The 25,234-nt window shown below is 41.0% G+C and carries 24 protein-coding genes; 13 read left to right on the top strand and 11 right to left on the bottom strand.

The window, feature by feature from the left end:
• Positions 1-373: 373 nt before the first annotated feature.
• From V7L29_RS20490 to V7L29_RS20470, 5 genes are all read right to left on the bottom strand, one after another.
• Complete coding sequence (locus V7L29_RS20490; protein WP_334736639.1) at positions 374-1,378, bottom strand: zinc-dependent alcohol dehydrogenase family protein; 1,005 nt, start codon at positions 1,376-1,378, stop codon at positions 374-376.
• Between the two features lie 304 nt (positions 1,379-1,682).
• On the bottom strand, positions 1,683-1,847 hold the full coding sequence (locus V7L29_RS20485; protein ID WP_334736638.1) for a hypothetical protein: 165 nt from the start codon (positions 1,845-1,847) through the stop codon (positions 1,683-1,685).
• A gap of 96 nt (positions 1,848-1,943) precedes the next feature.
• Positions 1,944-2,126, bottom strand: a complete 183-nt coding sequence (locus V7L29_RS20480) for a hypothetical protein (protein WP_334692883.1) — start codon at positions 2,124-2,126, stop codon at positions 1,944-1,946.
• Positions 2,127-2,352: 226 nt separating this feature from the next.
• The gene (locus V7L29_RS20475; RefSeq protein WP_334736637.1) at positions 2,353-3,030 is read right to left on the bottom strand and encodes a hypothetical protein; all 678 of its coding nucleotides are present in this window, start codon (positions 3,028-3,030) and stop codon (positions 2,353-2,355) included.
• A 116-nt stretch (positions 3,031-3,146) separates the two neighbouring features.
• Positions 3,147-5,141 carry a heavy metal translocating P-type ATPase gene (locus V7L29_RS20470; protein ID WP_334736636.1) on the bottom strand — a complete coding sequence of 665 codons (1,995 nt, stop codon included), beginning with the start codon at positions 5,139-5,141 and terminating at the stop codon, positions 3,147-3,149.
• Positions 5,142-5,365: 224 nt separating this feature from the next.
• On the opposite strand from V7L29_RS20470, the gene V7L29_RS20465 reads away from it, so the two are divergent.
• The gene (locus V7L29_RS20465; protein ID WP_334736635.1) at positions 5,366-6,727 is read left to right on the top strand and encodes an Nramp family divalent metal transporter; all 1,362 of its coding nucleotides are present in this window, start codon (positions 5,366-5,368) and stop codon (positions 6,725-6,727) included.
• Between the two features lie 234 nt (positions 6,728-6,961).
• Here the strand turns inward: V7L29_RS20465 and V7L29_RS20460 are convergent, their stop codons facing one another.
• Positions 6,962-10,837: a PAS domain S-box protein gene (locus V7L29_RS20460; protein ID WP_334736634.1), complete on the bottom strand. Its 3,876-nt coding sequence runs from the start codon at positions 10,835-10,837 to the stop codon at positions 6,962-6,964.
• 1,313 nt (positions 10,838-12,150) lie between these two features.
• A complete protein-coding gene (locus V7L29_RS20455; protein WP_334689624.1) occupies positions 12,151-12,372 on the bottom strand; it encodes a DUF4327 family protein in 222 nt (73 codons plus the stop codon).
• Between the two features lie 307 nt (positions 12,373-12,679).
• Between V7L29_RS20455 and V7L29_RS20450 the strand changes: the two genes are divergently transcribed.
• Positions 12,680-13,912: a cysteine desulfurase-like protein gene (locus V7L29_RS20450; protein WP_334736633.1), complete on the top strand. Its 1,233-nt coding sequence runs from the start codon at positions 12,680-12,682 to the stop codon at positions 13,910-13,912.
• A 52-nt stretch (positions 13,913-13,964) separates the two neighbouring features.
• On the opposite strand, the gene V7L29_RS20445 is transcribed toward V7L29_RS20450, so the two are convergent.
• Both V7L29_RS20445 and V7L29_RS20440 read right to left on the bottom strand, forming a co-directional pair.
• On the bottom strand, positions 13,965-15,230 hold the full coding sequence (locus V7L29_RS20445; RefSeq protein ID WP_334736632.1) for a molybdopterin molybdotransferase MoeA: 1,266 nt from the start codon (positions 15,228-15,230) through the stop codon (positions 13,965-13,967).
• Between the two features lie 23 nt (positions 15,231-15,253).
• Entirely contained in the window at positions 15,254-15,880 is a 627-nt protein-coding gene (locus V7L29_RS20440) for a PEP-CTERM sorting domain-containing protein (protein ID WP_334736631.1), read from the bottom strand.
• A 310-nt stretch (positions 15,881-16,190) separates the two neighbouring features.
• Between V7L29_RS20440 and V7L29_RS20435 the strand changes: the two genes are divergently transcribed.
• From V7L29_RS20435 to V7L29_RS20415, 5 genes are all read left to right on the top strand, one after another.
• Positions 16,191-16,748 carry an RDD family protein gene (locus V7L29_RS20435; protein ID WP_334736630.1) on the top strand — a complete coding sequence of 186 codons (558 nt, stop codon included), beginning with the start codon at positions 16,191-16,193 and terminating at the stop codon, positions 16,746-16,748.
• 43 nt (positions 16,749-16,791) lie between these two features.
• A complete protein-coding gene (gene rpmG, locus V7L29_RS20430) occupies positions 16,792-16,986 on the top strand; it encodes a 50S ribosomal protein L33 (protein WP_334689629.1) in 195 nt (64 codons plus the stop codon).
• A 2-nt stretch (positions 16,987-16,988) separates the two neighbouring features.
• The gene (gene rpsR / locus V7L29_RS20425) at positions 16,989-17,204 is read left to right on the top strand and encodes a 30S ribosomal protein S18 (RefSeq protein ID WP_012411240.1); all 216 of its coding nucleotides are present in this window, start codon (positions 16,989-16,991) and stop codon (positions 17,202-17,204) included.
• Between the two features lie 117 nt (positions 17,205-17,321).
• Positions 17,322-19,382: a ribonuclease catalytic domain-containing protein gene (locus V7L29_RS20420; RefSeq protein ID WP_334736629.1), complete on the top strand. Its 2,061-nt coding sequence runs from the start codon at positions 17,322-17,324 to the stop codon at positions 19,380-19,382.
• A gap of 261 nt (positions 19,383-19,643) precedes the next feature.
• Positions 19,644-19,928 (top strand): type II toxin-antitoxin system ParD family antitoxin, encoded by a 285-nt coding sequence (locus tag V7L29_RS20415; RefSeq protein ID WP_334736628.1) that lies wholly within the window; start codon positions 19,644-19,646, stop codon positions 19,926-19,928.
• Between the two features lie 105 nt (positions 19,929-20,033).
• Here the strand turns inward: V7L29_RS20415 and V7L29_RS20410 are convergent, their stop codons facing one another.
• Entirely contained in the window at positions 20,034-20,444 is a 411-nt protein-coding gene (locus V7L29_RS20410) for a GNAT family N-acetyltransferase (protein WP_334736627.1), read from the bottom strand.
• 233 nt (positions 20,445-20,677) lie between these two features.
• On the opposite strand from V7L29_RS20410, the gene V7L29_RS20405 reads away from it, so the two are divergent.
• From V7L29_RS20405 to V7L29_RS20400, 3 genes are all read left to right on the top strand, one after another.
• Positions 20,678-21,736, top strand: coding sequence for a hypothetical protein (locus V7L29_RS20405; RefSeq protein ID WP_334736626.1), 1,059 nt, complete (start codon positions 20,678-20,680; stop codon positions 21,734-21,736).
• A 251-nt stretch (positions 21,737-21,987) separates the two neighbouring features.
• Complete coding sequence (locus tag V7L29_RS35560) at positions 21,988-22,110, top strand: hypothetical protein (protein ID WP_442944226.1); 123 nt, start codon at positions 21,988-21,990, stop codon at positions 22,108-22,110.
• Between the two features lie 117 nt (positions 22,111-22,227).
• Positions 22,228-23,070: a 2-isopropylmalate synthase gene (locus V7L29_RS20400; protein ID WP_334736625.1), complete on the top strand. Its 843-nt coding sequence runs from the start codon at positions 22,228-22,230 to the stop codon at positions 23,068-23,070.
• A gap of 27 nt (positions 23,071-23,097) precedes the next feature.
• Here V7L29_RS20400 and V7L29_RS20395 read toward each other — a convergent pair whose 3' ends face one another.
• Positions 23,098-23,616, bottom strand: a complete 519-nt coding sequence (locus V7L29_RS20395; protein ID WP_334736624.1) for a GrpB family protein — start codon at positions 23,614-23,616, stop codon at positions 23,098-23,100.
• 115 nt (positions 23,617-23,731) lie between these two features.
• On the opposite strand from V7L29_RS20395, the gene rpmI reads away from it, so the two are divergent.
• Genes rpmI through V7L29_RS20380 form a run of 3 tightly spaced genes read left to right on the top strand, consistent with a single transcriptional unit; the run spans position 23,732 to position 25,136 of the window.
• A complete protein-coding gene (gene rpmI, locus V7L29_RS20390; protein ID WP_334689636.1) occupies positions 23,732-23,929 on the top strand; it encodes a 50S ribosomal protein L35 in 198 nt (65 codons plus the stop codon).
• A 19-nt stretch (positions 23,930-23,948) separates the two neighbouring features.
• A complete protein-coding gene (gene rplT / locus V7L29_RS20385; RefSeq protein ID WP_229453438.1) occupies positions 23,949-24,305 on the top strand; it encodes a 50S ribosomal protein L20 in 357 nt (118 codons plus the stop codon).
• Positions 24,306-24,317: 12 nt separating this feature from the next.
• On the top strand, positions 24,318-25,136 hold the full coding sequence (locus V7L29_RS20380) for a transporter substrate-binding domain-containing protein (RefSeq protein ID WP_334736623.1): 819 nt from the start codon (positions 24,318-24,320) through the stop codon (positions 25,134-25,136).
• Positions 25,137-25,234: the final 98 nt, after the last annotated feature.

Below are 25,234 nucleotides of genomic sequence, written 5' to 3'. Positions count from 1 at the left end.
GGCATTCAAGTACTGTGGCGAGGTTGGTTAAAATTACACGATCTCTGTGAGGGTTGGCAGCTTGCAAAAGAGACTTAACGGGAAAAGTCAGGTTGCCACATATACCCAAGGTAATGCTGGGGTTGGATGCCCTTCTAGGCAACTACTAAACTTGCAAAGAGACATTAATTCGCTATCGTCAATTACTCCCGCCGCTCGATAAATTGAGTACAACAGCGGTGATGCGTGTCCTTGCACTCACATGCTAGTCAACACGAACGATTGTTTACTCTAACAAATGACAGAGTTAACAGGCAGAAATTTATCAACTATCAAGCTCTATGTTTAGGTATTTGCAAAGAAAAATATCTTTTCCCTACTTGCTGCCGATTTTTCAACTAGAACCTTTGCCATCAATGACCAATACTACCGAACCATCAAATAAGCCATTGCGAAGTGCATTCAAAGCCTCATTAGCTTCAGCTAAAGGGAAAAGACTTACTTGTGTCTGGATCGGAACTTTGGGTGCTAAAGCGAGAAATTCTTCTCCATCTTTGCGAGTCAGATTAGCAACAGACCGTAATACCCTTTCTTGCCAAAGAATTTCATAAGGAAAAGCAGGAATTTTGCTCATGTGAATCCCTGCACAAACTACAGTGCCGCCTTTGACAACTGCACGCAAAGCTGCAGGAACAAGCTGACCCATCGGGGCGAATATAATCGCTGCATCTAAAGGTTCTGGCGGTAATACATCTGAATCACCAGCCCAACTTGCACCTAATTGTCGAGCAAAATTTTGACCTTCAATATCCCCAGAACGTGTAAAAGCAAAAACCTGCCGCCCCTGATAGCGTGCCAGTTGAATTAAAATGTGGGCAGAGGAACCGAAGCCATAAAAACCAAGTTTTTGGGCATCACCAGTCATTCTATAAGCCCGGTAGCCAATTAAACCAGCACACAACAAAGGGGCAACTTGTAAGTCAGAATAACTAGGGTCTAAGGTCAAGCAAAAGCGATGGTCAGCGACAGTATACTCGGCATAACCGCCATCAAAATTGTAACCAGTAAACCCAGCATAATCACAAAGGTTTTCCTGATCAGAGAGACAGTAACGACAGTGAACGCCGCAAGTGTAGCCTAGCCAAGGAACACCAACACGTTGACCGATAGTAAATCCTTTAACACGTTCGCCAATATCCTCAATAGTACCCACAATTTGATGTCCAAGTACCAAAGGTAGTTTCGGCTCTATTAATTCTCCATCAACTATATGCAAATCTGTGCGACAAACAGCGCAAGCATGAACGCGAATTAGTACTTGTTCAGGATTGGGTTTTGGCAGTGGCAAGTCAATTAAACGTAAAGGCTGACGCGGTGCTGATAAAATCATTGCACGCATAATTTATTCAATATTTCAATATTTCAATATTTCAATATTAAGATTAGACTTTTTCTAAAAATCCACTCTTGGTAACTCTTGGTAATATTCAGAACTTTAGATATATACAATTAGATATAGGACTCCTATTTGATTTTTGAACAACTAAGCTGCCTAAAAGCTTGATATACAAAGCTTTCCTTCTCAGTACACTGAGCAAGATTCAAGTAGGATTCCTATATCGCTCTTCCATCACTCTCATAAAACAATAATTGAACTTTCCCAGAGGGAAAACAGCCGTCTACAGCCCCAGAATCCCAGTTGATTAGACCTTTTTCATCAGCGTAGGCGTAGCCTGCCGCAGGCATCCTAATATACGTGCTTCAACATTTCCCGTCATGATATTGGGGACATTTTGTACTACTAACCGATTCAACAACCAGCGTTGACCATAGTAAAGTGAACCGTGGATTAACTGAATCAGTCTCAATAAATCTCCGAAATGCTCACGTCTGCTCTCGATAACCCAATTTCAACAAAGCACAATACACTCATCACTAGATAAAGCTCGTTCCAGATCATCAAGCTATTGAGCCAATTCGTTTAGTTCAGTTTCCGTTTGTTCAATTTGCTTTTCTAATTGGAAGCGAATGAGAGTATCTGCTGCGATCGCATAATCGTGACGCAACCTTTTTAACTTCTCGGCTAGCAGGTCATAATGTTCCTGTAGTGCATGGCGTTTGTGCTGTAGATGCTGCTCGGAAGACATCCAGGTTTTTGAATCAATAATCTTTATTCAAGACGACTAGCCAGATTATCGATCTAGCAATCTGGTTTACTGTGTTTGGTTTCAATAGCTGAAACATCATTGTGACACGAGATGTCACTTATGTAATTTCTTCTGTCAGTAATTTACCAGTTCCAGACTTAGTATAAGAACGTCGTCTCCATAGTTCCTCTACGCCCTAGCAAGCAAACTGATGTTTAGCATACCACTACTCACTTGGATTCAGTACAACGATAATTTCTGCTAGCTTAATTCCCAAAGATTTCCAGTGGGGATTGGTGGAGGAAAAAGTACTATCCCCAGACACTGATTGGTAGTCATTGGGGAACTTTTCGTAAGCATTAGGAGCAGCGTCTACTCGGAAAATAAGTTTGCCTTGATAGCGGGATAATTTACTACTATCTAACAAAATTGTACCGCCGTAGTCCCAGGCTAATCCATACAGTTTAAAGTTACCTAATTTCTGGCGTAACTCGCTCAAGGGGGTTCCTACACCGATACCTTCACGGGTTTTCCAAGCTGAATCCAAGTTACGCACATCTAAAGGTTTGGTGCGGGTATTATCACTCCAGACTACCAACAGCGATCGCCCCTGATTTAGGTTTACCTGAGTAGCTGCAAAACTACCCATTCCTTCAGGGCCTGAAATGGTTTTATCAACGAGATGAGATGCACCAAACAGCTTGACTAAATCTTGCTTGGTGGTTGTACGTGTTATCGGCCCTACTCGTTCGCCAGGAACAATCAAGGTGTCTGTTAATGGTTGCGATTTAGCAACAGTAACTGGATGATTGGTTTTCTGGGGTAGTGCAAAGGCTGGGTTTGCTGAATAGTTTAGCAGTAAGGCTAAAGTAGCTGTAGCAATGCCTTTGATTGATGAATTCATGGGTTCTATTTTGGATAGCAGCTTATGAGTGAGAAGCGTTAAAAAAAACAACTTCTTACTTTTCAGTTTTAACTACTACAATTTCCCAATTACAGATTCCAGATTTTCCAATAATTTTATTTCATCGCTCTAGTTGCATTTAAAATTGCAAGCATTGCTACTCCGACATCAGCAAAGACAGCTTCCCACATTGTCGCTATACCTAAAATACCCAATCCAATAAATACACCTTTAATTGCTAAAGCAAACCCAATATTTTGCCAAACAATTTGCCTTGTTTTTCTGGCGATTTGTATTGCTTCTGCCACTTTTGATGGTGCATCTGTCATGATTACAATATCGGCAGTTTCTATGGCTGCATCTGAGCCTAACCCGCCCATTGCCATACCAACATCTGCTCTAGCAATCACTGGCGCATCATTAATGCCATCTCCAACAAAGGCAACTTTACCATGCTTACCGGCAGTGCTGAGTAACTTCTCAATGGCATTAACTTTTTGTTCAGGTAATAACTCTGCTTCATAGGTATCGATGCCGAGCTGTTGAGCAATCCGGGAAGCGATCGCTTGATTATCTCCTGTCAACATTACTGTTCTCTTTACACTCATTTGCTTGAGTGCTTGTATAGCAAGTCTTGCATCTTCTTTGAGTTCATCAGCAATGACAATATACCCAGCGTAAATATTATCCACTGCTAGATGAATAACTGTTCCTTCTAATTGGCAATTCTCATGAGCAATCTTCTCTCTATGCAAGAGGCGATCGCTTCCCGCTATTACTACCTTGTTTTCAACTTTGGCTCTAATTCCATAGCCTGCTATCTCTTCATAATCTCTCACCTCAAATTCATCGATTTTTCCACCATAAGCCTTGCGGATAGATTGAGCGATGGGATGATTTGAGTGCGATTCTACTTTGGCAGCTAATTGCAGCAATTCTTGTTCATTTAAGCCATTTAATGGTACTATTTTTGCTACTTTAAACACCCCTTGAGTTAACGTTCCGGTTTTATCAAAAACAACTGTTTTAACTGCATTTAAAGTATCTAAAAAAGTAGAACCTTTAATCAAAATACCGCGTTTAGCAGCACCTCCAATACCTCCAAAGTAACCTAATGGAATACTGATAACCAGTCCACACGGACAGGAAATAACTAATAAAATTAGGGCACGATAAAGCCATTCTGAATAAATTGCACCAGGAATGAATAAAGGAGGTAATAGTGCAACTGCTAGAGACGTAAAAACTACGATTGGTGTATAATATCGGGCAAATTTAGTAATAAACTTTTCTGTTTCTGCTTTTTTACTTTTGGCATTTTGCACTAAGTCTAAAATCTTAGCAATGGAAGATTCATCAAAGAGTTTTGTTACTTTAATGCTGATCACACCCATTTTATTAATCATCCCAGCCAAAACTGTTTTTCCCAGCCTCACCGTTCGCGGCACAGATTCTCCAGTTAATGCAGATGTATCAACTTGCGAATTACCATCTATAATTTCGCCATCTAAGGGAATTTTTTCTCCAGGCTTTACAACGATAATATCCCCAATCTTTACTGTTTCTGGCGATACTTTCTTGAGTTCTCCCTTTATTAAAATATTGGCATAATCTGGGCGGACTTCCAATAATGCTTTGATGGAATTACGTGAACGACTAACGGCAATATCCTGGAACAATTCCCCAATTTTATAAAATAACATGACTCCGACAGCTTCGGGTAATTTATGAATTGCGATCGCCCCTAATGTCGCTACTGTCATCAAAAAGGTTTCATCAAATACTCTACCTTTGAGTATATTGCGCCCAGCAGTTTTTAAAACACTCCATCCACTTAATAAATAGGCAGGGATGAAAAGCAGATATTCACCTATTGAGTAAAATGTATTGTGTAATTGATTTTCAAAAATTACACCAGGCGCATATAAACTTAAAATCATTACCAAAGGCAATATCTCATTTTTCAGATTGGATTCTCCACCGTGGTCGTGATTGTGGTCATGGTTATGACTCTGATCATGATTGTGATGATGATCATGGTTATGATTCTCATCATGATCATGTTCACAGTTGGAACAACCTGAAAATTCTGAATGTACTTTTCGCTTCATTTTTTTTGTTGAGGTTAGTAAGTTATTTGATATATGAGCCTTTTTTCAAATGTAATGAAAAAAAGAAGTTTTTACAAGTTGATAATTTAAGAACGAGAATCTATATCAATACAAAATTTAGGTTTGTTGTTGAATCTTTCTACTAATATTTAGTGAATATTAAGATTTGTAACCTGATAAAAGTAGCTATTCCTGTCAGTTTTTGAAAAAATTATGACAGAATTATGAAAAATTCCGAGTGTAAGCAAATGCCCTTTCCAGAAAAACCCATTAGGAAGCCCAGCCTACCTGAAGTCTACCGGAGCATTAAAATTCCTAACACCAAAAGCATCTGGCGTAAGATGCTGGCTTATGCAGGCCCAGGATATCTCATATCTGTAGGGTATATAGACCCTGGTAACTGGGCGACTGACTTAGCTGGCGGGGCTAAATTTGGTTATGCGTTGCTAACGGTAATTATGCTTTCCAACTTGATGGCGATTTTAATGCAATCTCTGTGTGTGCGGTTGGGAGTAGCAACGGGGCGAGATTTAGCGCAGGCTTGTCGAGACAACTTCAGTTGGCGTGTCAACTTCGGGTTATGGGTACTTTGTGAAATAGCGATCGCAGCTTGTGACTTAGCGGAAGTTTTGGGAAGTGCGATCGCGCTGCAACTGCTTTTTGGCATTCCCCTGAGTTGGGGCGTGTGCATAACAGCCCTAGATGTAATTGTATTGTTACTGCTACAAAACAAAGGCTTTCGCTATACAGAAGCCTTGGTAATTTTGTTGGTAGCAACTGTAGGCATTTGCTTTGCAGCAGAAATCATCTTTTCGCGTCCTGATTTAGGCGGAGTTTTATTAGGATATGTTCCCAAAATAGAAATTGTACAGAATCCAGAAATGCTCTACATTGCTATTGGCATTTTGGGGGCAACGGTGATGCCACACAATTTGTATCTGCACTCATCAATCGTGCAGACGCGAGATTGGGAATCAACATCTCAAAAGAAATGGGAAGCGATTAAGTTTAGCACAATCGATTCTACAGTTGCTTTATGTTTTGCCTTGTTTATCAACTCAGCAATTTTGATTATTGCTGCTGCCACTTTTCATTTTTCTGGTTATCAAGATGTTGCAGAAATTCAAGATGCTTATAAATTGCTCTCTCCCTTATTGGGTGTAAATGCCGCTAGTGCAATTTTTGGCTTGGCATTACTTGCTTCTGGACAAAGTTCAACTCTTACTGCAACCTTAGCAGGGCAAATTGTCATGGAAGGCTTTTTAAATCTGCGTCTAAAACCTTGGTTACGTAGGTTATTAACTAGATTAATTGCGATTATCCCAGCATTAATTTCAATTATGCTTTTGGGAGAAAAGAGTACAGGCGGCTTACTAATTTTCAGCCAAGTTGTTTTGAGTTTACAGCTATCATTTGCCGTAGTGCCGTTGGTGATGTTTACAAGTAATAAACGCTTAATGGGTGAATTTGTTAATCCTTTGTGGCTGAAAGTTTTATCGTGGTTAGTAGCGATTGTTATCAGTAGCTTAAATGCTTGGCTGTTATTGCAAACTATTTTAAGCTACCTGTTTGGGAGTCCTAGCTAGTAGTCTATCAAGTCAACTTTGCTGGGTGAGATCGTGGGATATAACCGCTCCATCTTTGTCCGTGCATCAGTGGTTTTGAAGCGCCAATTTACACTAGCAGATCCATCATTCCGTTGTTGTTCCCAAGTGGCAATAAAATACTAGTACGCCACGGCGTAAATAAGCAGACCATTGAAAAGCCCTAAAGAGCTTATTCCATAATACTTTTGAATGAGTGACTTTCGCCTTGCGGTACTAGCCTCTGAATAATTGGTGCAAACTTTTCAATAATTCTCTGGCTGTATAGGGTTTTGATAAAACTGCTTGCACATTAGCATCAGCAGCTTGAGCAAACATCTCCATTGAGTTCAGTCCGCTACAGGCAATAATTTGAACCTGCTGATTCATTTTTTGCAAGGTGCGAATAGCAGTGATTCCATCCATCTCCGGCATCATTATATTCATCAATACAGCATTGATTTGATGCTTGTGTTCGGCATAGAGTGCGATCGCTTCTATGCCATTACTAGCAGTAAGTATCTTATAGTTATGGTTTTCTAGAATGATTGTGGCAATCTCACGAATTTGGGCTTCATCATCTACAACTAAAATCAACTCTCCCTTTCCTGGGAGCAGATCCAGCTCTTCTATCCCGAACGCTTGGGTTGCTTCCACTGCTGGTAAAAACAGGTCAAATTTGCTGCCTCTACCAACATTGCTAGACACTTTGATAAAACCGTCGTGGCTTTTAATGATGCCAACCACTGTTGAAAGTCCGAGTCCCGTACCTGCATTGATCTCTTTTGTAGTAAAAAATGGCTCAAAAATTCTATCTAATATGTCTGGCGGTATGCCAATTCCGTTATCGGCAACAGTAATTACAATATAATGTCCAACTTTGGCATCGAGATTCATTCTGGTATAAGCTTGATCAATAAACTTATTTTCCGCAGAAATTTTGATCTTGCCGCCATCTGGTAAAGCATCGCGGGCATTTACTACCAGATTCATCAGCACTTGATGCAGTTGTGTGGTGTCCGCAGCGATCGCCCACAAATCTTCTGGGATAACCGTAGAAAATTCAATAGATTTGGGAAATGTCTGTTTACCAATTTGGATAATTTCTGCAATCAGGTGCTTGATTTGGATAATTGTCCGCTCTCCTTTAAATCCTCGCGCAAAAGACAAGACTTGCTTGACTAAAGCTGCTCCACGTTTGGCGTTGCTTTCTATGAGTGCCATCAATTGCCTAGAATGCTCCTCATCTTGGAAAAAGTTTCCCTGTAGCAATTGAGCTGCTGCCAAAATTGGTGTCAATATATTATTCAAGTCGTGGGCAATACCACTTGCAAGGGTACCAAGGTTTTCCAATCGCTGGGTACGAAAAAACTGCTCTTCGAGTTGTTTCTTTTCGGTGATGTCAGTGTCAACAGTCAGGATAGATTTGGGTTCTCCCTCAGGATCACGCATCAATGTCCAGCGGCTTTCCACAATAATTTTATTACCGGATTTTGTAACTTTAGATAACTCACCTTGCCAGGAGCCACTCTCAATTACGCTTTTTAGCGGTACTTGCAGTTGTTGAGTTTCTGCTGGGTACAAAATCTCCCGGAGGTCTTTTCCTATAACCTCTGTAGAAAGCCAACCGTACATCCGCTCTGCACCTTTATTCCAGAATAAGGTTTGAGACTGAAAATCTCGAACTAATATGGCGTCGGTGGCGATATCAAGTAGAGCGGCTTGTTCGGAGATTTTTTGTTCCGCTAGCTTGCGCTCAGTGATATCTCTATTTGTGCCGATCATCCTGATCACCTCACCGATTTCATTATAGTAGACCTGAGCTTTGCAGTTTAACCAGTGTAGGCTGCCGTCAGGCCAGATAACTCGATAATCTGTAGTTTCCCTTCCTTCGGCAATCATGCGAGGTATACTCGCAGCTACAGATTCGTGGTCTTCTGGATGGATTAAATTAACATAGCCTTCTATGGTTGGACACAAGGTACCGCTCGGCAGACCATAAAGTGGCCCCATATTGGCAGACCAAAAACTAGTATTGGTGATCAGGTTGCGATCCCATATACCCATTTCGCCAGCTTCCAGAGCTAAACTCAATCGCGCTTCACTTTCTTGCAGTGACTGTTCGGCCAGTTTGCGTTCGGTGATATCTTCGGTAATGCAACCATAGTAGTCAACTTCTCCTTGGTCATTATAGACAGCAAAGCCCCGATTGCAAATCCAGCGTAACGAGCCATCAGGTTGCAAAATCCGATATTCTACTGAACTAGATTTAGTACTAAGTAATTGCTCTACTGATTTGGTAGCACAATCGCGATCGTCTGGATGAATTGCGTCTAGCCAAGAGTGTGGCTGGTCGTAAAGACTTTGGCAAGAGCGACCCCAAATATTCTCATAAGCAGGACTAATGTACAAGGGATGGAATGAATCTGCGCTAGCAATACTGATGATGGCGTGGCTATTTTCGGCAAAATTGCGAAATTTCTCCTCGCTTTGGCGCAGTGCTGCTTCGGCAAGTTGGCGTTCGTGTAGGGCGGCTTGCTGTTCGGTAATATTTCTGCCTACCCCTTGGATTTCAACAACCTCTTTTTTGTCATTAAGAATGGCGATCACATTCCATTGAAACCAGCGGATACCATTGACTGTGAATGCACGTCGCTCACGATTAGTCAAGGGATGGAATGAAGATCCTAAAGTTGTCATATCTTCCATCACTTCAGCCAAGTCATCTGGATGAAGAAACTGGAAAAATGACTGACCACGAAACTCATCTTGTTTCCAGCCGAAGGTTTGACAAGCAGCCAGATTGGCAAAGGTAATCTGCCCTTGTAAATCAATGCGGATAATTATGTCAATTTGGCTTTCCACGACATGACGATAGAGGTTTTCGCTTTGCTGTAATGCTGCCTCGGCGCGTTGCCGTTCAATAATTTCTTGTTGTAACAGGACGTTGGACATGACAAGTTCTGCTGTCCGTTGCGTCACTCGTTTTTCTAACTCTTCGTTAGCTTGGCGCAGTGATTCCTTTGCCTGTTGGCGAGCGCTAATATCGCAGAGTAACCAGCGCCAACCAACTTGCTTCCCCTCTGAATCGTAGATGGCAGCAGCTCTGATGCTAGCCGCAAAAGTTTTACCTCCCCGGGGTTTTAGATAAACTTCCCACTCGTGTTCCTGCTGCTTATTATTTAGTCGAATCGTAAAAGTCTGGCGGTCTTGTTGAGCAATAAATAAAATTAATGGTTTATTTACCAAATATTTTTGGTGAACAGCCAGCAAGGTTGCTGCTGCTCGGTTAGCCTCTTGAATAGTACCTCCTGCATCAGTTACCAAGTAACCATCTGGAGCGAACTCAAACAAATCCTGGTAACGCTGGCGCTCCAATTCTACTAGCTCACGGGCAACGGACAACTCTTGGTTTTGTTCGCGTAGTTCTTCTTCCACTACCTGGAGTTCTTCGAGGGCTTGCTGAAGTTCGTGATTAACTTGCATGATTTCAGCCGATTGTGCTTCAACCCATAGTTTTAAGTTATTTTGAGTTTGGCAGCGTACTTGCTCGATCTCAATTGGCTGATTAACCTGCTTGAATTCATCTTTGGGTTTTTGTAAATATTGCTGCAAGCCTTCGACGATCCCAACCATTTTTATCATGTCAAAGGCTTGTAGCAAGCTAGTCTCAGTGATGATTCCTAGCAATTGCCCGCCATCGTCCAAAACGGGCAAATAGTGAGTTTGATGCTCACGTAATAACGATAAGGCGATGAAAATATCCTGAGAATCTGATTGTCTAAGGGTAACGACTGGCTGCGTCATCACTTCAGCTATTGTCACCGTGGATAAGTCCATTCCAGAAGCTATAAGCTTAACTACATCTTTTTCAGTAAAAATGCCTAACAAATTTCCTACCTCCATCACCAAGACACACCCACTTAATGGTTGACTTTCGAGATTTAAATCTAATGAGGAATTTAAAGTGGTAGGTACATAATTAGTACATCTTTCCTGACTCATCAAGACAATAGCTTCGATTACAAAACTATCAGGGTTAATCGTTAATGGAGAACGATTAATAACATGATTTAAGCTAGGTAAGTTAATCAGCTGATCGTTTAATCGCATAATTAATTCGTCAATTCTAAGGATTTTATTGAGATCACGACGAAGTAGCAGAAGCTAGATGAAGTTAACTGTTGAAAATAAAAAGTTATTCTACAAAAAAATAAAATCAAGCAAATATATGATAAATACCCCCTAGAAATCTTACAAGGCCTAATACAGGGTACACAATGCAAGTTAGTCACTAAGCCAGGAAGTAAATATAGTCTTACAGTCACCAAACTTATTTTATTGTCAAATTAGAGATAGGATCTCAAGAGATAACCTTAATTAATAGTCTTGGTAGTCTTAATAGTCTTGTTAGTGTGAAATCTTTGAAATTAATTGATGAGTGAAAATATTAAATCCTTGCTCTTGAACGTCGCCAAAAGTTCGTGCTTTCAGTTTTCTTGATAAACCTCCAGCAAGACTTTCAAGAAATAAGGCAGGAGGTGAGCCAGGTGCTAACAGCGGGTTTCCCGACTTGTACTCCTTCCTTACGGGACGCTTTGCGAACAAAGAAGCGACTGGCGGCTATCTTCTCTTCTCTACCTTGGGCTGCGCCCTAAGCGTAGCTATGCCGCAGGCTTTACGAGACGCTCCGCAAACGTAACGGTAACGAGTATTCGAGTGTCACCCGTAAGGGTCTTGAGGGTTTCCACATCACTTGACGCCAGTCTGCTTAAGTCGGGAGACCCGCTCACAAGGCAAGCTTCTTTATGCCTCTTAACCCGTCCACCGCAGTGACTGTTCATGAGCAACTGCCGTTAGTGATGTACCCCTATGGGGAAGCAAGCTATACGTTAAGTTGACACCTATGTACCCTGCCTTAAGCCGCTTCTCTACGAGACGCTTTGCATAGCTTGCTTGCAATACGCTTGGGTTAAGAATTTCTTCCTTCTCTTTGCGTCCTTTGCGTCCTTGGCGGTTCGTTAAAAAAATTGACTTGAAGAAAGAGTTTTAGCCTTAACCCAAGCGTATTGAGCTTGCTTGGACGTAGGAGTATGCGTCTACATGAATTGCCCCTACGGTAAATCAAGGCTTTCACTGCCTTTTTGCGTAAGTCCTAGAGTAAAGGTGAATTTAAATCCTGCTTCTTATCTTCAGAGGGGCCCCACCTTTCCCTCTCCCCTTTAACAGAAAAGTATTGCTACACTAGTAGTGGTTCTCTCATCCTCTCAACCACCTAACCTATCCATCAAGATTTATTGCTTAGTTTAATAATCTATTATTTATAACCCCCGACTTAATTCGAGGGTTTTTAGTGCTGAAAAATTAATTTATAATTTTGATTTTATTAGAATGCTGCTAATGAGGTTCACCTTTTAAATACAGCTTCAATCGTCTTCCCACGATTCGTGATTCAATAGGTCGATAATTCTATCTCTGAGTAGAAATTCGTTTTTTTCTAACTCAAGTTCAAAATTAACCCAGTCACAATGAGGAATATATTTACAGAGAGTATAAATTGGCTGCTGACGGTTAACAAATCCCTTTTTAACAAGTTGAAGTGCTTCTTGCTTGATAATCTCAATGTCATATTTAACCGTAGTGTTCATAGGTCGTTCCTTTGTTTTCAATCAAGGAATTAAGAATCAAAACAATAGTTACTTTGACTCTCCCTTAAACTTATCAAAGAAAATTGGCGAGAATTGTGAAGAATCAAGACATTAACCCTTGTTGGAAGTTAGATATATCAGTAAGATACTCTTTGAGTCGCCACGTATACCCCCTTTAGGGAGATTCTTGCTTTGCAAGAAGGCTGGCACAACAAGCTGTAAACACCAAAAGAGGATGTAGATGCTCTCTGTGCGACTTGCCAAAAGGTAGGCTAGGGTAAAGAACATTCTCTAGAAGACTTATACTATGCTCTTGAATCTTGATGAAGTTCGTCAATATTTTCCCAGTCTAGCTAACAAATGGACTTTTTTTGATAATGCTGGCGGGTCACAAACCCTGAAAAAAGTAGTAGATAGAATTAGCGAATTTCTCCTGAGTTCTGATGTCCAGTTGGGAGCTTCTTATGGGGTTTCTCAACTTGCAGGAGAACGATTGGCTCTAGCAACTAGGGGAATGGCTACTTTCATTAACGCCAATTCTTCTAAAGAAGTGGTCATGGGCCCGTCTACTACACTGATGTTGAAAGTTCTCTCAATTTGTCTGGGTCAAACCTTCACCCCTGGTGATGAAATTATTGTTACTAATTGTGACCATGAGGCAAATATTGGTGCTTGGGTCGCTCTGGAAAAACAAGGAATGAAGGTTAAAGTGTGGCAAATTCGCCCAGATACCTTGGAACTTCATTTAGCAGATTTAGAACCATTGATCAGTCAGCGCACTAAACTAGTAGCCTTGACTCATGCTTCTAATGTTCTGGGAACCATCAACCCTATTAAAGAAATTGCTGCATTTGTGCACGATCGCAACGCGATGATTTGTGTGGATGGTGTAGCTTATGCACCCCACAGATTAGTTGATGTTCAAGATTTGGATGTTGATTTCTATGCTTTAAGTTTTTATAAAGTCTATGGACCGCATCATGCCTTACTTTATGGCAAAGAAGAACATTTATTAAGATTGCCTGGTCTGAACCATTATTTTATCGAGCAGACAGATATACCTTATAAATTTCAGTTAGGGAATGTCAATTTTGAATTAAGTTATGGAATGTTAGGTTTATGTGATTATCTAAGTGAGTTAGCACAACTGCACTACGGCAATCAAACTGCACCTGATTTGAGAAATCAAATGGTGCAGGCGTTTGATTTAATTAGTATACATGAAGAAAAGATTAGCGATCGCCTTTTAAACTACCTCAACAGCAAGTCTAATGTGCGAGTGATTGGTCAATCAAAAGCTGACCGTCAATCCCGTGTGCCAACTATATCTTTTGTGGTAAATGGAATGAATAGCTCAACCATTCCGGCAAAAATTGACCAACATTACATTGGGATTCGCTACGGAGACTTTTATGCTAAACGGCTCATTGAATACCTGGGGTTAGGATCGCAAGGTGGAATAGTCCGGGTAAGCATGGTGCATTACAATACGCTTGAGGAAGTTAACAGCTTGATTGAGGCTTTTGAGCAGGTATTTTAGCTAATTGGTAATTCGTAATCGTCATTACGAATTACCAATTATTTCGACCTACTTACCCGTTAACAAGCTGCAAAACTTGCACCTCTTCCTGTGGGGAAATTAATGTTTTACCCATCGGTAGAACAGCTAAGACATTGGTTTGAGCTAAATTAATTAAATTGCCGGAACTTTGACTACCACCAGCTTTGTGAAATTCGTAAACTCCATCGATTAAATGTAATTTACCCCAAAGGTAAGTTTCGCGCTTGCCATCTGATCGCAATTCATCATGCGATCGCACTTTCAAAAATACTGGTTCCCAACCTTCAGTAATTCCCGAAAGTTTCTTGATTGCTGGTAGCACAAAACGCCAAAAAGTTACTAAAACAGCACCAGGGTTTCCTGGTAAACCAAAATAGAGGGCTGAACGGGTACAGACGCGATTAATCGCGTCTGTACTGGGGAAAGTGGCGACAGTGAGCGGTTTTCCTGGTCTCATCTCCACAGCCCGAATGTGGATTTTTGCTCTTAGTGACTCTAGAATTTTGTCAACATAGTCATAATCTCCCACTGAGACACCACCAGAAGAAAGAACTATATCAGCGATCGCAACGGCGTGGGCAATGACTTTTTCCAGAGCAACTGGATCATCCTTAACAATACCTAAAATTAACGGTTCTGCCCCACTCCGCTTTAGCAAAGCTGCCAGCGCATACTGATTAGAATCCACAATTTGCCCTGGTTGCAATTGTTTATCAACTGATACCAACTCATCACCAGTGGAAAAAATTGCCACACGCGGACGGCGGTAAACACTTAATTGCAGAGATTGTGCTGCTGCCAATACGGCAATTTCTGGGGCATTTAACTTAATTCCTGCTGGTAGTAGTTGTGTTCCAGCTTGATAAAAAGATGCTTTGTGTCTGACAAATTCTTGTAGTTTTGGCGTATCCAGGATAAATACGCGGTTTTCTTGCCGACGTGTATTCTCTTGTATGACTACAGTATCCGCACCTGCTGGGATCACCGCACCTGTGAAAATCCTTGCTGCTTGCCCTGGTTGAATCGTAGACTTAGGCTGATACCCAGCCGGAATATCTTCAACAATTTCTAAAACGGCTGGTTGTTCGGTGCTAGAGTGCTGTACATCTTCGTAGCGAACTGCATAGCCATCCATTGCCGAATTATCCCAATGGGGAAAATCTAGCGGACTGGTGACAGGTGTTGCCAAAATCCGACTATCGGCTGCTAATAAATTGACAACTTCTGTATCGCGTTGATGATCCAACGGTTGCACCAAATTTAAAATAATTGCTTGTGCATCGCTGACTGATAACATAGCGATCGCCTCCAACTTTTCTTTTATTCTTGGGTAGCTTTATCTAGATTTCTACGAGCGGTAAATCCCAAACTACACACTGCTAGTAAACCGATAATTATGCTTCCTTCAGGGACTTTGGATACCTGAACCGAATTGTTGCTTAAATCTAGTATTTGCTTTGTGCCTGCTGCATCTCTATTGTTAAAACCAAAGTCTTTAGCTAGAACCTCATTACTAAAACCTTCATCTATGAGTGCGAGATTATTATTAAGCCATGAGTCACCAAGAAGACTATTATCCTTGCCAACATCAAAGGGGCCAAAGATTTGCTGGGTAGTGTTATCAAAGTTGAATCTCAAATACCTGTAGTTAGATACACCACTAAGCACTGGAGTGAAACTATTTATGAAAGTATTCAAGGGATCAAAGAAGGAAATTGAAAGAGACTGCAAGTTCTTCGTAGCCCCTAAACCTGCTTCAGAGATGACGCTTGGAGCAGTTGTTGTATCGTAGTTAAATGAACCTTTAGCTGAATAACCGGTGTCTCCTTTCCAGTTAAAGTTGAACTCAGCAGCATCAGCTAGGTCGTTAGTGATTATGGCGATCACTAACGCTAAAGCAGTAGTCATCACCAGACTAATAGCTGTTCTAGTAAACAGATGTGTCATCAATGCAACCCCGAAATTAATTTAAATTAAGTTTCTACAACAATACAATACAGATGTACAACCCTACTGTGTGTTGCATCCATGACGTGTAATGGTTACTTTGTGAGATGCTTACTAAGTATCAGCAGAGTATCAAAACCGCCATAGGAGCTTAATCCTATTTTTGAGTTATGCAATTGTTAGTTGCACAAATTTTTGTTGACTGGTTTTTGTTCTTTTATAGCGCAGCAACTAGCCGAGTCATCATCTTAATATTAAAAACAAGAGCGATCGCTATTTCCTAACCCCTAAATAAAAATACCTGTTTTGTATGACAATCGAACGAGTTCCCCAAAAACACTATCCCAAGGCTGATATTGGGCGGCGAGGTATGGCATTGGGGCTTGATTTCCTTGGTGTCTGGTTAGTCAGTTCCCTACTGGGAAGCGGCGATATCGGGATTCAATTTATTGAAATCTTAGTTTTCGTAATACTTTGGCTGGTTTTGCGGGTGCTGGTGGTATACAACAATCATGGGCAAAGTTTAGGGCGTTGGGCGTTCGACTTAAAGGTGTTGTCAGTTGAAGATGGGGAAGTAATGGGCAGAATTCCAGATTTGCCCTCACTGCTGAAGCGAGAGGCGATTATCGGCTTGGGTGCCCTTTTAGTGTCAATTGCCTTGAGCAATATTAGAGCCAACCCCACTGCTATACTGCTAGTACTTCCCCTAGCAATTGATTGTGGGACTGCCTTCTCTGATACCCAGATGCAGCAGGCTTTACACGATCGCTATTGTGGAACTTTCATAGTTTCGTCGCGTCGTGGCTACTCGCTCGATATAAAAGTCAAAAGATTAGTTGAAAATATGCAGCGGAATGTGAGAAGATAGTCATTTGTGTTAATTCTCTTCAGGCTTTACTGTTTGTAAGATTATGGCTAAGAGTAAAGGTGTCCGCATAATTGTCACACTAGAATGTACCGAGTGTCGGACAAATTCAGATAAGCGTTCTCCTGGTGTTTCCCGTTATACCAGTACCAAGAATCGCCGCAACACCACTAATCGGCTAGAACTGAAAAAGTTCTGCACCCACTGCAACAAACATACCGTTCACAAGGAAATTAAATAGAGATGAGTTATTTCCGTCGTCGCCTTTCTCCGATCAAGCCAGGAGAACCAATCGATTATAAAGATGTTGATTTATTGCGTAAGTTTGTCACCGAGCGGGGTAAGATACTGCCACGTCGGATTACTGGGCTTACGTCTCAGCAACAGCGAGAGTTGACATTAGCAATTAAACGTTCGCGGATTGTGGCTTTGTTGCCATTTATCAATGCGGAAGGCTAAAAAGAGTGATGAGTAGAGACGCGATTAATCGCGTCTGTACAGGAGTTAAGAATCAAAACTTCTAACTCCTAACTTAAAACTATTTAAACTGTTCACCAAAATTAAAGTGCGAGAGTTGTGGAGAAGGGGACGCTAGTTGAATTTAGGGTTCAAGGCGATCGCCGTCTGGGCATCGTAGAACGTCCAGACGGTAAAACCCGCTGGTTTGTGGTAGATGAACGTGGTCAATCCCACAGCCTCGCGCCTAGACAAATAACCTATACAGTTACCAAAGAGACCTACAAACCCTCTGAAATTGCTAGCTTTTTGGAGCAGGTCAAGCCTTATTTAGATCCATCTAGCTTGGAAGTAGCTTGGGAATTACTGTTTGAAGATGGGGAAACAGTCACCCCAGACCAAATGGCGAATCTGCTATTTTCAGAATCAGCCGCGCCTCATTGTTACGCCGCCTATTGCTTGTTATCAGACGACAAACTTTATTTCAAGCAAAAAGGAGATGCTTACGAGCCGCGAACTGCTGCTCAGGTGGCAGAACGCAAGCATCAACTGGAAGTAGAGGCACTAAAAGTTAAGGGACAGCAGGAATTTTTAACTCGTGTAAAGCAGGCGCTCAAAGGTGAAGCAGTAGAGTGGGGGCGCCACGATCGCCAGCGCTTAGAAGGACTAGAAAAATACGCAGCGCTGATTGCTGACACCGTGCGGACAGGGGTCAATTATGACTCCTTAGCTCGCGCTTATCCGCCAAGCGCTCCAGTTTTAGAAACTATGACCATGCTGGGGCGACCCACAACACCCCAAGGAGCATTTCAACTGTTGGTGGATTTGGGTTATTGGAGTCCTTATGAAAACTTGTTCCTGCGTCGTTCTTCAATTCCGATTCAGTTTCCTAGTAAGGTATTAGAAGTGGCGCAACAGCGTTTGGATTTCCCGCCGATTGACTCAGATACAAACCGCCTGGATCTGACTCACCTGAAGGTCTACACCATTGATGATGAAACTACCACCGAGATTGACGATGGTCTAAGTTGGGAAGTACTTCCCGATGGACAAGAACGCCTATGGGTGCATATCGCTGATCCCACTAGATGGTTAGTCCCGGAAGATGAATTAGATTTGGAAGCTAGAAAGCGGGGTAGTACAGTCTATTTACCTACGGGGATGATTCCCATGTTTCCAGAGGTATTGGCAACTGGGCCAATGAGTCTGATACAGGGACGGGTTTGTTGCGCCCTCAGTTTCGGGATTGTTTTAGGTGCAACTGGAGCGGTAGAAGATTACAGCATTCATACCAGCTTGATTAAGCCGACTTATCGCCTCACCTACGAAGATGTAGATGAAATGCTGCAATTACGGGTACAAGCAGAACCGGAAATTGCCGCGATCGCTACTTGGGCACAGCGGCGCAAAGCTTGGCGTTACGCCCAAGGGGCAATTAGTATAACTATGCCGGAAGCGACGATCAAAGTCAAAGGTGACGAGATCAACATTGACATTTTGGACGATTCCCCGTCGCGGCAACTGGTAGCAGAAATGATGATTCTTGCCGGTGAAGTTGCGGCTCGTTATGGTAAAGCTCATAACATACCTTTGCCCTTTCGCGGTCAGCCGCAACCAGAATTACCTCCAGATGAGGAATTGCTCTTACTTCCAGCCGGATTCGTTCGCGCTTGCGCTATGCGTCGTTGTATGCCCAAGAGTGAAATGAGCATTACGCCTTTGCGTCATGCTGGTTTGGGTTTGGATACTTATACCCAAGCAACCTCTCCCATCCGCCGCTATAGTGACTTACTTACCCACTTTCAATTGAAAGCTCATTTGCGGGGTGAAGTTCTGCCATTTTCCGCAGAACAACTAAAAGAAGTAATGATGACTGTCACCGCCGTCACCCAAGAGGTGACGATGGTGGAACGGCAAACTAATAGATATTATGCTCTAGAGTATTTACGCCGTCATCCAGAAGAAACTTGGGATGTGACAGTGTTGATGTGGCTGCGGGAAGACAGTAACTTGGCCCTAATTTTGTTAGAAGATTTGGGCTTGCAGTTGCCAATGACTTTCAAACGTTCTGTGAACTTGGGCGAACAGATATTAGTGAAAGTTAGCCACGCCGATCCGCAAAAAGATATGATTCAGTTTCAAGAAATAATTTATCAAGAAGCCCAAACAGCAGCGAATTAATTCGTAATTCGTAATTCGTAATTTGTAATTCTTAATTCGTAATTACGAATTTTTTAACTTGGCTCCAACTACTTTCGGACTTTTCACGATATCTGGAAAACCTCTCTCTAAATCTCTCTCCTTTTAGGAGAGAGACTTTGAATTTTCCTCCTTCTCAACACGGCAAGGGGGTTAGGTTTTTTGTGGGCTTTTCCAGATGACCTGAATTGTCAGCAACCTCTTTCGGTTAGCATATAGAGTAAATGGAATGAGGTAATAGTTGTGAATATATCTTTGACCCCAGAACTGGAACAGTTGGTTAAGGATAAGGTTAATAGTGGTCGATACCACTCAGTCAGTGAGGTGATGGGTGAAGCATTGAGATTGCTAGATGAACGCGATCGCATTCGAGATCAGCGTCTAGCAGAATTGAAAGCTAAAATCCAAGTTGGTATTGAAGAACTCGAACGTGATGAGGGAATTGATGGTGAAGAGGTATTTGCAGAAATAGAGGAAGACATTCGACGCGCTGAAGCTCAAATGCAACAAGTAGAGGCTGCTAAATAATGAGTAGGTGTATTTTAGCGCCTTCAGCTAGATTAGATTTGAAAGAAATTAGCAGCTATATTATCGGCATCACCGATTTGCTTGATGGGATGTTTTAGCAGGCGATCACCCAGGTTGTAAAACATAAAAGGTTTTTGGAAACCCAGGTACTTGAGTTTCTTTGAACCCTCTTCTAATCAACCATGAAAAAAATTCTTCTTTTTTAGTTGGGAAAATCTCAATATGGCTGCGTTTTATACTCCACATCTCCTGACTTATATATTTGATAAGACAAGAACCATACCCGTTGCCTTCTTCATCTTTATAAATTAAAAATCTATCTATTTGCCAACAAGCTAAACTATTATTATACCGATAACTGGCGTTACCCACCTTTTTACCTTCAAAATAAATATTGTAGTAAGTGTAATCATCAGGATTTGAATCGTCGCCTAGTGATTCTTCGTAGTCATGTTTAGAGCCTTTTTTTATCTCAATGCCTTGTGGACACCCTTGTGGTAATTCATTGCTATTCATAAGTGGCTAAGTTGGGTAAATTACTAGATATTTTTTTTACTTTAGATAATACCAGATTCTACACAAGAGAAATCACACGGGTTTATTTACTGAAAAATATACCAAGCTGAATGCTCGACTTTGATTGAATTTTGATTGGGAGGATTTGTGATAATGAAACAGATTTTGGGAATACTATGCGTAGTGTCCTTTTAATTGTTTGATAACTATTATTTTTTATAGATAAAAAAAAGATGGTACAGCCAGAAAATCTATATTTCGATATCTATAAAGAGCTTGTGAGTTATTGCTATAGATTGATAAAAATTGACGAAGAATCGATCATATCAAGAGTTGATAGTGATTTTGAAAGATATTTTGAAAAAAATGATTTACGTAAAAGTATACAACATTGCTTTAGGGATGTTAGTATTTTTTATCAAGATATTGATGTTTTTGATATTTCATTAAAACGAAAGTGGTTAAGTAATTTTCGTCACCAATATACTAATTATGATGAAGTATTAAACTACCTCACTACTCAGAAAGTAAAAAGCCTCACATCTCTTAGGTATGTTCAGATGTACGACATTGATGACTTAGATGAGCTATCTAAGTTTGACTCTATTCCTGTTAGACAGGCTATTTATATAGATATAAAATCTGCTGTTAGCGGCAGTATAAACACAACTTGTACGTTACGGATTTATGAAAAATACAAAATTTTAGAAAATGAGCGATTGAGAAAACAGGAGATAGCGCGACAAGGATACATAGAGAAAGAAAAACTTTTAGAAGAATCCATTAAAATTCAGGAAGATATAACCAATGTAGAGAACATATTACATGAGAAGTTGAACAGCTTTTGTCTCAATACCACTTATCCAATTGAGTTTAAGAGAGATGCAAACAAAAGCTTAAATAATGCCATTATTTGGGGTATATTTTTACCTACATCTTGGTTATCGTTGATGTTTTTATTTGCAATTGCTGTTACTATTTCAAATCCATCATCAGCAACATCTCAGGATATACCAAGAATGTTTGGTACTTTTCTTTTTTCCATTATTCTTGGCTTACCCTATTTAATACCTCTTACAAAATACTTGATTTTTTATTTTCAGTATCTAGAGCAAAAACCAATTTATCTGAGAAATTTACAAAAATATAGAAATTCTTGCTACTATTTAATAAGTCAATATGATGAAAAAAATGATAGATTTTATCGTAATACAGGTAAGCGTCCTCAACATAAATATTACTTATATACTCTAAAGGAAATAGATATAAAAATAGAAGAGTTGCAGAAATAATACCTTGAATTTATAACAAATTTGGCGAGTAGGGAAAATTTGAGTCCGCAGTTTGGGGGGAGTAGGGGAGTGGGTAGGTTGCGATCGCCTCCCGCGTGACTTTGCCCATCGAGCATTAAGAAAGGCAATACCGCGCAGAGATATTACGCGATCGTAACTCCGAATTTTTCTTAGCGTACAATTTTCCCAAATTGGCATGGTGATGCCTTACCCGATTTAATCCTGGTGCGGCTCGAAGACTCAACAAAAAAATTATACAGCAGTGTAAACTGTTGGCTGATTTTCCTAATATGGGGCAAAGTTGCGATAATTTTGGCAGTGGTTTAAGAACGTTTTCCAATCGAAGATTACTTGATATTTTATCGTCCCATTGATGGCGGTGTGGAAGTTGTACGTGTTGTCAGTGGTTATCGAGATTTAGAGACAGTTTTTTTAAGTGAGGATATTCCTTAAAATTATATTGATGTAAGCGATCGCTTTCTCTGACGAATATGTCAACAAGTCATAACAAAGTAATTATTTTTGACACAACCATGCGTGATGGAGAATTGACGCCTGGTGTCAAAATGAATTTGCAACAAAAAATCACCATATCTCAATTGCTCGAAGAAATGGGAGTAGATATTATTGAAGTTGGTTATCCAGGAAGTTCTCAAAAAGATTTTGATGAAGTATTTCATATTTCTAAAATCATTAAAAATTCTACTATTTGTGGGCTAGCGAGTTCCAATCCAAATGAAATAATCACTCTTGCTGAAGCAATTAAACCAGCTATAAGAGGTAGAATTCACACTTATACTCCGGTAAATATTAAAAATCAATCTAAATTAAGCAAAGAAGAAGTATTAGTAACAATCAAAGAGAGTGTTTCTCTGGCACGCAATTTCTGTGATGATGTAGAATGGAGTGCTTTTGACGCTCCCAGAAGTGAGCCAGATTTTTTGTGTAAATCTATTGAAACTGCAATCAAGAGTGGTGCTAATACTATTAGTATTCCTGATAGCTTAGGTTTGGCATCGCCAGAAGAATTTTCACAACTTCTGCAAATGATTTTTAATCGAGTACCAAATATTTATCAAGCTGTCGTTTCAGTACACTGTCATGATGATTTAGGCATGGCAGTAGATAATTCACTTATTGCTTTAAGTTGTGGCGTGAGGCAAATTGAATGTGCAATTAATGGTTTGGGTGCGAGGAAAGGTAAGGCAGATTTCAAGAAAGTTGTGATGGAGGTTTTAAAACAAGGAAATTATCAAATTGATATTGACACTTCATTAATGAGTAAAGCAGCAGAGTTTATTTTTAAAATAACTGGAATTGTCAAGGAAAAATAGTTAAGATAATCACTCTTTTTTCCCCATTTACTCACATCGTGCTTTTGACATCACAGCCAGGATATAGTCATTTTTACCATTGGTATAAGCCTCGCGATCGCTCCGAAAACTTGCCGCCAAATCGCGTTTTAAAGCTTCATATCGTTTCGCCTCTTCAGGATGCCTTCTCAGATAGTCGCAAAATAGCTTGTGTTCCTCCCAAAATTTGCTGTTAACCTCGACTATGTGAACATGATGAGTCCGTTGCTTTCCGTATGGTGGCATTCCTTTCACAAAAAACATCCGTCCAGGACGTGGGTCTTCACGCCAATAAACGTATCCTAAAGATTCTAATATCAAAACAGCAGATTTCCCATCTACTAAGGAGCATATTCCTACCATAATGTCAATAACTGGTTTGGCTGCCATTCCTGGTACTGCGGTACTACCAATATGTTCAATTTCCACAACTAAGTCATTGCCTAGTGCTTGCCAAATACGCTCGGCTTCTTGTGCAAACAAAGTCTGCCACCGTGGGTCATATTCGACTATATTTACTTCATCCATCGGTGAAATTAATTTGATTTACAGCGATCGCGGCTGGTTAAATCGTTTACTTAATTTCCATTCAAGCAATTTTATTAGTATATAATTATGGATCGTGTCGAATTAAAGCTAGACCATGCCTAAACTAAAGACTCGTAAAGCCGCAGCGAAGCGATTCCGTGCCACCGGCACCGGCAAAATCGTCCGTCGTAAAGCTTTCAAAAACCACCTTTTAGAGCACAAAACTTCCGATAAAAAGCGTAGCCTGTCCAAGAGTACACTTGTACATGAACGCGATGAACTCAACGTGCGCTTGATGCTCCCATATTTGTAAGTATTTCAGGAAATAAGTTATGACACGGGTAAAACGCGGTAACGTAGCTCGGAAGCGCCGCAATAAAATTCTCAAACTAGCTAAAGGTTTTCGCGGTTCCCACTCAACTCTGTTTAGAACTGCCAACCAACAAGTGATGAAGGCACTACGGAGTGCCTACCGCGATCGCAAAAAGAAAAAGCGCGATTTTCGTCGTCTGTGGATCACCCGCATCAATGCTGCTGCAAGGCAACACGGCTTGAGTTACAGTCAATTGATCGGTAACTTGAAAAAAGCTGATATCCAACTAAATCGCAAGATGTTGGCACAATTGGCAGTCCTCGATCCAGCTAGCTTCGGCAAAGTTGCTGAACTAGCAAATCAAGCTAAAGGATAAAGGTGGCAAAGGATGTATAACGGATGTAACAGATGGCAAGTAATTACTCGGTTACATCTGGTATTATCCGCCACTATTTTTTGGATATCTTGCTTTTCCGTAGTGGGTACAGGATTAGCTGCATCTGCCGCCGAAATGCCAGAAATTCAGCAACGGGGCTATTTAACTGTTGCAGTTAAAGACAACTTGCGTCCCTTGGGATTTAAAGATGCCAAAGGTAATTTACAAGGCTTAGAAATTGACTTGGCACAGCGCTTGGCAGTTGATTTGGTTGGTAAAGCCACCGCTAAGGTCAAGTTTAAACCAGTAGCGAATCGCGATCGCCTGTCTGTAGTCTTAGACAAGAAAGTTGATTTTGCGATCGCTAGGGTAACAGCAACCTCCTCACGCGCCCGCATAGTTAATTTCAGTGTTCCCTACTATTTGGATAGCACTGTATTAGTTACAAAAGATGCCTCTATCCAACAGTTGAGTGATTTGGCAAAGCGCAAAATTGCCGTACTGAATAACTCCAGCACCATTGCTAAAGTGCGGTACTATGTGCAAAATGCCGAGTTAGTAGGAGTGGATTCCTATGACGAAGCGCGAGAGGAAATAGAAAATAATGCCGCCGTAGCCTTTGCCGCAGATGCTAGCGTTCTGAGTGGTTGGGTGCAACAATATCCCGAATATCGGCTACTACCAACCAAGCTATCTACTGAACCTTTGTCTGTAGTCATGCCCAAGGGATTGAAGTACGATGAGTTAAGACGAAATGTAGATCAAGCGATCGCTCGTTACTTAGAAGAAGGTTGGCTCCAGCAACGCTCTCTATATTGGGGTTTACCTTAAGAGACGCGATTAATCGCGTCTGTACAGGAGTTAGGAGTAGAGACGCCATTAATCTCGTCTGTTAAGATCATTATCCTCATGCCCAATAGGCTGATAAT

Origin of the sequence: Nostoc sp. (genome assembly GCF_036916575.1) — a bacterium.
GTDB lineage: Bacteria > Cyanobacteriota > Cyanobacteriia > Cyanobacteriales > Nostocaceae > Nostoc.
This window is presented reverse-complemented; position numbering and strand designations above follow the sequence as displayed.